This window comes from Aequorivita marina (assembly GCF_031631895.2).
In the GTDB taxonomy this organism is placed as follows: domain Bacteria; phylum Bacteroidota; class Bacteroidia; order Flavobacteriales; family Flavobacteriaceae; genus Aequorivita; species Aequorivita marina.
Map to the genome: position 1 here is coordinate 56,453 of NZ_JAVMBW020000007.1, position 12,288 is coordinate 68,740.

At 36.2% G+C, this 12,288-nt stretch carries 14 protein-coding genes; 2 read left to right on the top strand and 12 right to left on the bottom strand.

What is annotated here, in order from left to right; translation table 11 throughout:
- Positions 1-7: 7 nt before the first annotated feature.
- A complete protein-coding gene (locus tag QPK98_RS09650; protein WP_310993056.1) occupies positions 8-652 on the top strand; it encodes a DsbA family oxidoreductase in 645 nt (214 codons plus the stop codon).
- Between the two features lie 53 nt (positions 653-705).
- Positions 706-1,500 carry a haloacid dehalogenase type II gene (locus QPK98_RS09655; RefSeq protein ID WP_310993058.1) on the top strand — a complete coding sequence of 265 codons (795 nt, stop codon included), beginning with the start codon at positions 706-708 and terminating at the stop codon, positions 1,498-1,500.
- 738 nt (positions 1,501-2,238) lie between these two features.
- On the opposite strand, the gene QPK98_RS09660 is transcribed toward QPK98_RS09655, so the two are convergent.
- From QPK98_RS09660 to QPK98_RS09715, 12 genes are all read right to left on the bottom strand, one after another.
- Positions 2,239-3,081 (bottom strand): restriction endonuclease, encoded by an 843-nt coding sequence (locus QPK98_RS09660; RefSeq protein WP_310993060.1) that lies wholly within the window; start codon positions 3,079-3,081, stop codon positions 2,239-2,241.
- A gap of 65 nt (positions 3,082-3,146) precedes the next feature.
- Positions 3,147-3,554, bottom strand: a complete 408-nt coding sequence (locus tag QPK98_RS09665; RefSeq protein WP_310993061.1) for a hypothetical protein — start codon at positions 3,552-3,554, stop codon at positions 3,147-3,149.
- 63 nt (positions 3,555-3,617) lie between these two features.
- On the bottom strand, positions 3,618-4,739 hold the full coding sequence (locus tag QPK98_RS09670; protein WP_310993063.1) for an ABC transporter permease: 1,122 nt from the start codon (positions 4,737-4,739) through the stop codon (positions 3,618-3,620).
- A complete protein-coding gene (locus QPK98_RS09675; protein ID WP_310993064.1) occupies positions 4,739-5,845 on the bottom strand; it encodes an ABC transporter permease in 1,107 nt (368 codons plus the stop codon). The genes QPK98_RS09670 and QPK98_RS09675 overlap by 1 nt, the downstream gene beginning before the upstream one ends.
- A 58-nt stretch (positions 5,846-5,903) precedes the next feature.
- On the bottom strand, positions 5,904-6,638 hold the full coding sequence (locus tag QPK98_RS09680) for an ABC transporter ATP-binding protein (protein ID WP_310993065.1): 735 nt from the start codon (positions 6,636-6,638) through the stop codon (positions 5,904-5,906).
- Between the two features lie 8 nt (positions 6,639-6,646).
- Entirely contained in the window at positions 6,647-7,552 is a 906-nt protein-coding gene (locus QPK98_RS09685; protein ID WP_310993066.1) for an ABC transporter ATP-binding protein, read from the bottom strand.
- A 7-nt stretch (positions 7,553-7,559) separates the two neighbouring features.
- On the bottom strand, positions 7,560-8,036 hold the full coding sequence (locus QPK98_RS09690) for a Dps family protein (protein ID WP_310993067.1): 477 nt from the start codon (positions 8,034-8,036) through the stop codon (positions 7,560-7,562).
- A 21-nt stretch (positions 8,037-8,057) separates the two neighbouring features.
- On the bottom strand, positions 8,058-8,552 hold the full coding sequence (locus QPK98_RS09695; RefSeq protein ID WP_310993068.1) for a hypothetical protein: 495 nt from the start codon (positions 8,550-8,552) through the stop codon (positions 8,058-8,060).
- Positions 8,553-8,597: 45 nt separating this feature from the next.
- Entirely contained in the window at positions 8,598-9,311 is a 714-nt protein-coding gene (locus tag QPK98_RS09700; protein WP_310993069.1) for a VIT1/CCC1 transporter family protein, read from the bottom strand.
- Positions 9,312-9,343: 32 nt separating this feature from the next.
- Positions 9,344-10,228, bottom strand: a complete 885-nt coding sequence (locus tag QPK98_RS09705) for an HlyD family secretion protein (protein WP_310993070.1) — start codon at positions 10,226-10,228, stop codon at positions 9,344-9,346.
- A 10-nt stretch (positions 10,229-10,238) separates the two neighbouring features.
- Positions 10,239-11,495 carry a TolC family protein gene (locus QPK98_RS09710; RefSeq protein ID WP_310993071.1) on the bottom strand — a complete coding sequence of 419 codons (1,257 nt, stop codon included), beginning with the start codon at positions 11,493-11,495 and terminating at the stop codon, positions 10,239-10,241.
- The gene (locus QPK98_RS09715; protein ID WP_310993072.1) at positions 11,492-12,106 is read right to left on the bottom strand and encodes a TetR/AcrR family transcriptional regulator; all 615 of its coding nucleotides are present in this window, start codon (positions 12,104-12,106) and stop codon (positions 11,492-11,494) included. Before QPK98_RS09715 ends, QPK98_RS09710 begins: the two co-directional genes overlap by 4 nt.
- Between the last annotated feature and the right edge of the window lie 182 nt (positions 12,107-12,288).

Here is a 12,288-nt window from a genome sequence, read left to right on the forward strand (position 1 = left end):
TAAAATTATGACTGATAAATTAAAAATTGATATTGTTTCAGATGTTGTATGTCCTTGGTGTACCATTGGCTACCAACGCCTGGAGAAAGCCATTTCAGAACTGGGAATTGAAGACCAAATAGAAATAGAATGGCAACCCTTTGAGCTCAACCCAAATATGCCAGCCGAAGGTCAAAACATCATCGAGCACATTTCAGAAAAATACGGTTCTACCTTAGAACAACAAAAACAATCGCAACAGCAAATGACGAAAGCTGGTGCAGAATTAGGTTTTAAATTCGATTATTTTGATGAAATGCGTATGGCAAACACCTTTGAAGCTCACATTTTATTGGAGTATGCTAAAGATTTCAACAAGCAAACCGAATTAAAAATGGCATTGACTAAAGCTTTTTTTAGCGACAGAAAAGATGTGTCTAAAAGAGATGTTTTAAAAGAAACACTTTTAAGCGTTGGCTTAAATGCTGAAGAAGGATTAGCCAGATTAGACAATGAAGACGCCCGAAGTGAAGTCCGCACAAAACAAGAATATTGGAAAAATTTAGGAGTTAACTCGGTGCCCACCATTGTGTTTAACAGAAAAAGTGCCGTAACAGGCGCACAACCCGTAGATACATTTAAACAAGTGCTTTCAGAATTGATTGCTGAATGAAAACGGTTTTTGCTAACAAATAAAAACCAGAAACCAGTTTAATTGAAAAAAAAATGAACAACAGAAGAAAATTTATAAAAAACCTTGGTTTAATAGGAACAACAGGACTATTGATGCCAAACCTAGTAGTAGGAAATTCACCAGAAAACACACAGATAATGACAAATAAAACAAGACCGAAAATACTATTTTTTGATGTTAATGAAACCTTGCTGGATCTCACCGATATGAAACAAGTAGTAAGTGAGGCTTTAAATGGCAGAGACGATTTACTGTCGTTATGGTTTACAACAATGTTACAATATTCACTAGTAACAACGGCAAGTGGACAATACGAGCATTTTGGAAACATTGGCGCAGCCGCCTTACAAATGGTAGCCGCAAACAATGGTATTGAAATGTCTGAAGACGATGCGCGCAAAACAGTGGTAAATTCCCTACGCGGATTACCTGCACATCCAGAAGTAAAACAAGCTTTGGCCCAATTAAAGATTGATGGCTATAAGTTAGTTTCCTTCACAAACTCTTCCAATGAAGGGGTGAAAAAGCAATTTGAAAGTGCTGGTTTGATGCAGTATTTTGATGATCGATTAAGTGTAGAAGACATCGGAAAGTTTAAACCATTTAGAGAAACCTATGAATGGGCAGCACGTAAAATGGGAATAAAACCTAATGAAGCAATGCTAGTTGCAGCTCACGGATGGGATGTAGCGGGTGCACTTTGGGCAGGCTGGAGAGCGGCATTTATAAACAGACCGGGACAACAAATTTTCCCTTTAGCTCCACAGACAGAAATTAATGAAATAGATTTGAAAAAAATTGCCAATATATTGGGAACCTATAAGTAAGCTGAATTTTATACATTATTTTATTAGTGTCCGATTAAAATATTTGAAAAATCAATTACCTGTGTACTATTAGGCTCTTGAAGCTCTTTTGTTAATTTACACCATGCTATTGAATTCACAACTCGGGTTTAATAAAAAAGAGTGATGTTTAATCAACCGAGCTAATTGTCAATCTATTCAGAATCAAGTCTTACGCCTGCCTGCCAATGCACGTCAGGCAGGTCTTACGTCATTTACGCAGCGACCTTAAGTCTTAGTCGGACACGAATAATATTATTTAAATTTAATCTCTTATGTGGAACTAATTAGTTGAATAATATAAAAAAAATGTTGGGCAAGTCTCTAAAATTCAGTGTTTTGAAGTCGATAAGTAAAGCCAATATCCATGTCTAATTTTACGATAAATTTTCGATAGGCCAAAAAACAGGTGTTTTTAATTATAAACCCTTAAGCTTCATATTATCTCTAAAGCCAATTAAATAAAGGCTTTTAAGGGTTAAATTATAAACGTTTAGGAAGCTTTTGAAATAGAATTCTTATTTTAAAATTGAAAACAACCAGTAAGAATTACATCTCTTCAAAAACTAAATTTTTTGGAAGCTTTTAAGGGTTGTAACTACCTGGTAGACACTTCTCCATTAAAAGGACGCAAACTTTTAGCAACTATAATTCAGAATTGAATCAATAATTAAGAATTTGCCATAAACCTTGGATTGCGTATGATTTATTAAATAACAATTACAAGTTGCACAAACTCTTTATTTCATCTAGAACTCTATTTTTTCGTAGGGTAGAGAGTCCAATTTCATCCAATAAATGAGACGATTCGTAAAGGTCTTTGGTCAAGATTACTTGATTTTCAATAATTTTATTTTTCTCGTGCTTTTTTAAAGTTGTTAAAGTGGTAATTGGGTAGAGCGCATATTTATCCACATTTTGTTTTAACCCATTTTCTTCAGGATAATCCCAACCCATTAAATGTAAACCTACACATTCGCCGTACTTTATAGCATCAGTTGTAAAGCGCGTATTGGTTATTAACCAACCTTGTTTTAAATGCGAGTTTTTTGATGCGTCGCTATTCCATTTTCTTTGTATATCTAAAAACCTTGAATTGATATACAGAGGTACTTTTACGCTGCTGGTATTTCGAAAATCCGTATGAAATTTACACTCCACAGCATAAGTCTTGCCGTCTTTTTCTGCTAATACATCTACTTCGTGGCTTACACATTCACCTTCAAGAATAACGCTTACTTGGGTCTTGTAACCGTAATGGCTAAGCAAAGAACCAATTAACCGTTCAAAAGGAAAGCCGGTAGGTCCAAGGTCTAAAATAGCTCGTTTTAAGCTGTATTTTGATGCTGTGGTACGGTTCCGCTTTTTTAAAATTGAAAATGCTTTCTTGTATATTACTTTGGAGGGTATTCCGTCGTAAAGTGTTGGGATAATATTTTTTGTAACTTCTTTTATTTCGCTTTCCGAAGCATTGCTTCGCCGAAGTGATGTTTTGAGCTTTTCAATATCAAATTCTTCTAGATCGCCATTAAACTTTTTTATCGTGATACTTTTGTTTCCCATAGTTTTCTAATGAGTATTTATTTTGTGAGCTGTCGTGCTTTTATTTTTTAGTTGATGCTATTTGTCTAGCGTTCAGTGTTAGTTCTTTTCTTGTCAAAATTAATTGATAAAAGCCCTGCGAAAACCAAGGTAAATAGTATTCTAAATATTAAAACGGCAACGGTACGCGTTTCATAAGGGCCACCCGAATGAATATGTAAATATAACAGCGTTAGTGCGTAAACTAGAAGCAGGGCTGCCGACAACATAGCCCAGGAGGCCCATTTTTTTGAATGTAAAAATCCATAGACGGCGAGTAGGTATATAAATGCCACCGTCAAATTTGTTTTTACTACAAATGGCACATAATTTCCTTGGTTTGCACGAATGCCAAACCAATCAAAAAGAACGCTACTGCCCATAAAAATGATGACTAAAGCGAAAGCAATTAATATGATTGCAATAATGTATTTGTAGGTTTTGTTATTTTTCATGGTCAATAGGTTTAAAATTCGATTCGGTTTTTACTGTACCAACACTTTGGGTGATATCTTTAATCAGTGCACTTTTTTATAACTCCACACGGCCAAAACATTCATTATTACTGCGTAAATAAGGGTTTTTATAAGCTGTGGAAGAATATCCATAAAGCCAGAACCTTTTAACAGCACCATCCGTACGATTTCTACAAAGTATTTTATAGGATTGAATTCAGTAATAAGTTGCGCCCACTTTGGCATGCTTTCAATTGGGGTGAATAGGCCGCTCATTAAAATAAATATAACCATAAAAAACCAGGCTACAAACATTGCTTGCTGTTGGGTGTCGGTAAAGTTAGAAATAAACAAACCCATCCCTAAAATCACCAAAATATAAATGGAAGTATAGAGGTATAACAATAAGATGCTACCAATCATAGGTGTGTCAAAAATTAGTTTAGCCAAGATTAAACCTATGCTTAGCAAGCCCATTCCAATTACCCAAAACGGAAATAATTTACCGATAATAAATTGGCTTTTCCGAATGGGCGTAACGTTAATTTGTTCCAAGGTACCAATTTCTTTTTCCCTTACAATATTCATCCCTGAAAGAAAGAGGGTGATCATGGTGACCAATAGCACCAAAATACCGGGCACCATAAAAGTTTTATAATCTAAACTGATGTTGTACCAAAAGGAAGGAATGCCTTCAATGCTTACAGGTTGTAAATTATTCTGTGAAGGATCCATGTATTTCGATCGAACTTCTTTATTAAAACTTTGCACAATTTCATTTACGTAGCCGCTTTCAACACCTGCAGCAGCGCCATCAATTGCATTAACGGTAATACCTAATTCAGCAGTTTTCTCTTTTATTAAATCGCGTTCAAAATGACTGGGAATTTCCAAAATCACATCTACTTCGCCAGACAACATGGCTGAACTTGCTTTTTTATGGGAAGGATAAACAGCGAGAACATCAAAATAGGAGGAAGCTTTAAACTGCTCAACAAGCGTGCGAGAGGTGGAAGTGTGGTCAGAATCTAAATAAGCAAACTTTATGTTTTTTACTTCGTAAGTTGCGGCATTGGAAAGAATGATTAACTGAAGAATCGGCAAAATAAAGATAATTGGCAGCATACCTTTATTTCTAAAGATCTGCCTAAATTCTTTTTGTATGATGTAGCCAATAGTTTTCATTATTCCAGCCTGATTTTATACTTTTTGACACTTAAACCAATAAAAAACACCGTCATTGCTACCAATATCAAGGTTTCTTTCCACACATAAGCCAAGCCAACTCCTTTGAGCATAATACCCTTAATGATAATTATAAACCACTTGGCAGGAATGATATTACTGATAACTTGAAGCGGTACTGGCATACTGGAAATAGGGAATATAAACCCTGAGAGCAAGATTACCGGTAACATTAAGCCCATTAATGAAATCATCATTGCAGATTGTTGAGTTTCTGCAATTGTTGAAATTAGAATCCCCAAGGCTAAGGAAGTAATGATAAATAAGACGCTTTCAATTCCCAATAAAAATAGACTTCCCTCAACGGGCATTTTAAATATAAAAATACTTAAGAGTACGATGATTACGGCGTTTATGATAGAGAGGAAGATATAGGGAACTACTTTTCCGATAATTACTTGAAAGGGTTTTAGCGGTGAAACCAATAGAATTTCCATGGTGCCCAATTCTTTTTCGCGAGTGATAGAAATTGAAGTCATCATAGCTGAAACCAACATTAAAATAATGGTCATCACGCCGGGGACAAACATAAACACACTTTTCAATTCAGGGTTATACACCATTCGGGTTTCGGGAATTACCAAATATTCCAATTGAATAGTTTTATTTTTGGATTGTTGATAATTCTGCAAAATGGCATTGATATAATTGGTTATTGCATTCGCCGTATTGGGATTTGTGGCGTCGGTTATTATTTGAACCTTGGCATTTCGTTCTTTGATGAGGTTGCGGTCAAAGTCATTTCCAAAGTTTAAAACTGCTTTTATTTCCCCTTTTTTAAATACAGATTCAATTTCTGCTTCGCGCGTGATTACTTGTTTTACGGTGAAGTATTTCGAATTTGAAATTTTATTGATCAACGCTTCAGTTGTAACGTCATTTGAATGATCTAAAATGGCAATATCTACATTGCTGATTTCATTGGTAATAGCAAAACCAAAAAGCATTATTTGAGCAATTGGCATTCCAAACAGGATAAACAGCGACCGCCTATCCCGAAAGATATGGTAGAATTCTTTTCGTATAAAACCTATGAATCGTTTCATTTTACCAAGTGATTAGATCTCACAGTTTTCAAAGACTTGTGGGGTCTGGATTACGCGCTTATTCAATGTTTCTGGCCAATTTCAAAAACACAGCATTCATGGAATCAACCCTAAATTGTTCTTTTAACTTTTTTGGAGTGTCTAGGGCTTCTATTTTTCCTTCAACCATAATAGATACTCGATCGCAGTATTCTGCTTCATCCATATAGTGGGTGGTCACGAAAATGGTGGTGCCTTGGTCGGCGGCTTTATAGATCATTTCCCAGAACTGCCGTCGGGTAATTGGATCTACTCCTCCCGTGGGTTCATCTAAAAAAACAATTTTCGGGTCGTGAAAAAGAGCTACGGAAAAGGCTAGTTTCTGTTTCCATCCCAAAGGAAGGTCGCCTACCAATTTATTGGAGATATCTTCCAATCCGAGTTCAATAATCAATTGTTTTCGTTTTTCGCGAATTTTTGAACGCGACAAACCGTAGATTCCACCAAAAAAAGTAATATTCTCTTTTACCGTTAAATCGTCATATAGAGCAAATTTTTGGCTCATATAACCAATGTTTTTCTTTATGGATTCTGGTTGAGTGTACACATTGTAACCCACCACTTCCGCTTTTCCAGAGGTGGGGTGAGAAATACCAATCAACATTTTTATTGCCGTTGTTTTTCCCGCGCCATTTGCGCCTAAAAAGCCAAATATCTCACCTTTTTTTACTTCAAAACTAATGGCATTTACTGCTTTAAAATCACCAAAAGCTTTGGTTAAACCCTTAACTTCTATGACGTATCCTTCTTTCATGTTTAGCTTTATTTTTTTGCTAATTCCATAAAGGCATCTTCAATATCGGCTTGGGTAGGGGCTATTGAAATGTCATTGAGATCAGTTGTTGATAAATAGGATGTTAAGTCTTCTGTTTCAAAAGAATCTCTTTTGTCAGTGTAGTGTACAAATTCTCCAAATGGAAATACGCTGTATGTATGCTCATATTTCTGAAGGGCCAATATCAATTTGTACATATTGCTTGCCTTTACATTATAAATAGTCTTGGGAAATTTGTTTACAATTGCTTTGGGCGTGTCTATATCTAATATTTCACCATCTTGGATTAGCGCTATTCTGTCGCAAAGCGCAGCCTCATCCATATAGGGTGTTGATACCAAAATTGTAATATTCTTTTTTTGCAATCTCTTGAGCATTTCCCAAAATTCCTTACGTGAAACTGGGTCTACACCCGTTGTGGGCTCATCTAAAAAAAGCACTTTTGGTTTGTGAATCAAGGCACAACAGAGCGCTAGTTTTTGTTTCATTCCTCCCGAAAGCTTTCCTGCACGACGGTCTTTGAAAGGTTTTATCTGTACGTAGATATCCTCAATTAAACCGTAGTTTTCTTCAATGGTAGTTCCAAAAATAGTAGCGAAAAAAGTCAGATTTTCTTCCACCGTTAAATCTTGATATAACGAAAATCGACCTGGCATGTAGCCCACAGATTTTCTGATGGCTTTATAATCTTTAACAACATCAAATCCTGCTACTGTTGCATTTCCCTTATTTGGAAGTAAGAGCGTGGTTAAAACCCTGAAAATGGTTGTTTTCCCTGCGCCATCGGGCCCAATAAGCCCGAATAATTCTCCAGGCGCCACAGCAAACGAAATGTCGTGGACCGCTTGTACCTTTTTATAAGATTTACTGATTTTGCGCAGGGAAATACCCATCCATCTGTTATTTATTTAATAAAGAAGAGTACATCCAAACTTCTTTTTCTTGTTGCTGAATATAATCGCTCATCAGTGCTACCGTGCCTTCGTCATTTGCATCAGCTGCCATATTTAGAATTTCTCTTTGCATTGAAATGATAACAGAATACGAATCAAGAATATTTGAAACTGCTTCTAAACCATCAGAAACGCTTTTGCTTTCGGTTATAAGCGATACGGAAATGTATTTTGAATAGGTGTGTTCTGGTGAGTGCCCTAACGTTAAAATACGTTCAGCTACTTCATCAATTTTCACTTTTAAATCATTGTATAGTTCTTCAAATTTCACGTGGAGTTCAAAAAATTTATCTCCTTTAATATTCCAGTGAAATCCTCTTGAATTTTGATAAAAGATGGAGTAATTAGCCAATAACTTGTTGAGTTTTTCAGCATTTAGTTTTGACTTCTTTATATCTAAACCAATTTCATTTAAATTTTTCATGATACTAATTTTAATTTTTGACTATTGAAAATACTCGTAATACCCCTTAAGGTTGTCCTTAATACTTGCAGTTATTTGAGCGCCTTGTTCGGCTGTTGTAATTTTTCCCAGCGCACTGATCTTCTCGATAAGTGGGTGAAGAAAAACGTGTAGATTGTCGTGCGAAGGGCCTTTCATAGTACACTTCTTTACCACGAAATTTTTTGTCTCGTTTAGTTCTGAAGCTAGATTGTGGTAATCTTCCACGGTTTTTGCATCGCTGATTCTAACGAGTTCAAGCATTTTATCTACGCCTTCGGTTGTTTCAAGGTTAGCATCCCACTTACTCCCGCTATCTAGCTCTATCTCTGTCATCCAAGCATTATCTGTTGCGTGTTCCGTCATTTCCTCTCGGTGTTGTTCGTGGGCGGTTTCAGTGGCTTCTACTGTTTCAGTTTTCACCTCTTTGTTCTTGGTTTCGTTACATCCTATTAAAAATGCTGAAACTATTGCTGTTGTTAGAATTGTTTTTTTCATAGTTGTTTGTTTTAAGTTTAAATTATATTGATTTGTAATGATTTATTAAATATTAACTCCAAATAGATGCCCAACTAACGCTGTAATACCCATGGCCATGGTTCCCCAGAAAGTAATTCTGATAATTGCTTTCCATGGGCTCGATCCGCCAGTTTTAGCCGAAACCGCTCCTAAGATCATTAGGAATAAGATGGCAGAACCGTAAAGTATATATTCCATGTTTTTTAAAGGAAAAAACAGGGTTACGGCAAGCGGAAGAATGCCCCCAGCAATAAATGAAGCTCCAGAAGCTAGTGCTGCTTGCATGGGGTGTGCTTGGTTCATTTCATTAATTCCCAATTCATCTCTAACGTGTGCTGCCAAGGCGTCTTTTTCAGTAAACTCTTTTGCCACAAGCAGGGCGGTTTCTTTTTTAAGCCCTCTTTTTTCGTAGATCTCGGCTAATCTAAGCAGCTCGATTTCGGGCATTTCCGCCAATTCTATCTTTTCTCGCTCAATATCAGCTTTTTCAATATCTGTTTGGGAACTGACAGATACGTATTCGCCAGCTGCCATTGATAAAGCGCCTGCTACCGAACCCGCTACTGTTGCTAAAATTATTGGATCTCTTGTTGTGCTTGCCGCTGCTACGCCAATTGCAATACTAGCTATAGATAAAATTCCGTCATTAGCGCCAAGCACTGCGGCTCTTAACCAATTACTCTTGTGTATAAAATGGTTGTCTAAGTAATTATCTAAATTGGCTGTGTTTGTTTCCATTTTTTTTTATTTTTCCCATTTACTACTCACCACTACTCAGAAATCCACATTTCCGCTGGCATTCCAATTTTTAGACTTCCATCGTTTTTTACTGTAAGCTTTACGGCATAAACTAAGTTTACACGTTCTTCTTTGGTTTGAATAATCTTCGGTGTAAATTCTGCCGAAGCCGATATCCAACTAATTACGCCTTGGTAGGCTTTCATTTCTGCACCAGAATCTATTTTTACAATTACTTCTTGCCCAATATTAATGCTTGAAAGTTGCGTTTCGCTTACATAAACCCGCAATGTCATTGCTTTCATATTTGCAATTTTGTATAAAGGTTTTCCGTAGGAAACAACTTCTCCCGGTTCAGCAAATTTGGTTAAAACCGTGCCTGTTATTGGGTTGGAGATTTTACTCTTGGCAAGCTGGTCATTGAGTTGTGCTATTTTTGCATCAACCGATTTTAATTCGTTTACAATTGGCGCATTTTGTGTTTCAATGTTTTTTATCTTGCTTTTAAGTACGTTCACTTGGCTGTTCGCTTGATCTAACTGGCGTTGGGTAGCGGCATTTTCCGCAAACATGTTTTGAACGCGCTGGGCTTCAGATTTAGCGGTTTTCAATTGTTGGTTTATTACATTGATTTGCGACCAAACTCCGCCTGACTTTGACGCAACCGTTTTTTTTGAAGCTAGTAGCTGTTGTTTGTTTAAATAAAGTGGAAGGGTGTCAACAAGGCCAACAAGGGCTCCTTTCTCTAGAACCTCACCTTCTTCAAGATTGAAAAACTCGAGTTTCCCATTTGCTTCAGAAGAGACTATTACCTCAGTCGCCTCAAAATTGCCGTAGCCATCTGCTTTCTCGCCGTTGGAACAGGAGAGAAGTGCTCCTAAAAAGGATGCAATTACAGGTATAAAATGTTTTTTCATGGCTATCCTTTTAGTTTCCTTTAATTACTCTATAATTCGCTTTTGCCATTGACAACTGTATTTTATGCAATTGGTGGTCAATTTTCGCTTTGTATAGATTGTTCAATTCTACGATGTACTGTGAAGAAGTAATTGCACCATTCTGTAATTGTGAGGCTGTTGCCTGCAACACTTTTTCGCGTAGTGTAATTATTTCAGCGTCTCTTTTTAGCATTGCGTCATATTTAGCAATGTTACTTTTGGTTTCCTTTTGTTGCATTTGGTTGTTCAAGACAAAGGTTTCTTTTTCGGAAGAAATTATTTCTTTTGAAATATCTACAGCTTGTTTTTGAACTTTCGTCTTGCCCCAGTCAAAAACGTTCCAATTTAGCTTTAGGCCAACCATATAAAAATCTTGAAACGAATTGTCGAGCATGTTCAACCCTGGATTGCCATAACCAGCTTGGGCAAAGCCTAATAATTTAGGGTAGTTACTTTTAGTAATTACCTCTTTTGAAGTTTCTAATTGTGTGTTCTGAAGCTCGAAAAGTTTTAGTTCCGGGCGTTGAGCGTTAACTTTTTCTGTAACTAAGATGTTTGAATTGGTTAAGCTTATACGATTATCCAAATCTTTTGAAATTAGGATAGACAAGCTATTTAAGGCTTTTTCTCGGTTAAAAGTTATTTCCGAAAGTTGTTGTTCTAATAGAAGCAATTCTGCTTTCAATACTTGTTGGGAAGCTGGGAGAGCTACGCCGTATTTTACGCCAGTATGTATTTCGTTTAAGCGGGCTTCTAATTGCTCCATTTTTGAACGTAGGAGCTTTTCTTGTTCTTGATGTAACAAAACACTAAAGTAACTCTGATTGATGCGAGATTTTAGCGTGTATAGATTTACTGCAACCTGTTGTTGTTTTGTTTCAAGTTCGGCGGTTTTTAGCCTTGTGTTTGCTGCAATTTTACCACCGTTATAGATTAATTGGTTTGCGTCTAAAGTGGCTCGATATTGATCTTTATTTGGCGGTTTAATTTCAAAGTTTGGAACTTGTAAGGGGAGTTGAATAACATCAGACTGGTATGTTGCCTGTGCGTTTAAATCTAGCTTTGGAAGCCTTTCTTTTTTGAGAATTCTAGTCTCGGCATTCCATTTATCTTGCAATAAAGCTGTTTGTTTTGTCAATGGATAGTTTTTTTCCGCTAGAGAATAACAATCTTCCAAGGTCAGAGTTTGCTGGGCATAAGCCAGAAAGGGAGCAATTAAGAATATTATAAATACAATCCTTTTCATTTTTTTATCGAATTGATAATAAAGTCAGATACCGCTACTTTCCTTTCTTCCATTAGTTGGTTGAAAGCTTTGTCTTCAATCTCAAAAAAACCTTTTATTAATGGTTTAGCGATGAAAGGAAAAATATTCAGTGAAATTAAATTTATAAAAAGCTGCTCACCGTCAATAGGCTTTAGGATGCCTTTTTTTACTTCAGCTGCAACTTGATTGTTAAATTTATCGAGTGAGGGAAAAGCAGCACTCTCTTGTATTTTCTTAAAAAATTTTGGGTTGCGATTCATTTCATGAATAATGAAGTTGGGCAAATATGGATGCTTTGATATAAAGGAAATATAATTACTGGTAAAGTTTTTCACCTTTTCTTCAATCGAAGAATCGTCATTCAATACGCTATTCAGCTGGGGAGCTAAAAGAGAAAATGCATTGCTAAAAACCGCTTCAAAAAGTAATTGTTTGCTGCGGTAGTAATAGTGGAGCATAGCTTTGTTTATCCCGGCTTCGTCTGCAATTTGTTGCATTCGGGCACCGTCCATCCCTTTCTTCTGGAATATATTTTTGGCTGCTAGCAATATTTGGCCTTCCGTGTCTTTATGCTTATTTCTTTTTGCCATAATTTAACTTTATGGTTCAACCATTTGGTTAACAAAAATACATAATTTATCTTTACGAAAAGTTATTTCGTATAGTTTTATAAAACAGCGAGTAATTTTTAGGGGTAATCACTTTTGAAACTGTGGGTTCGCTGCAACTTTTTAATCAAGCTTAGATTTTAAAAAGAGAAACGTATATTTAC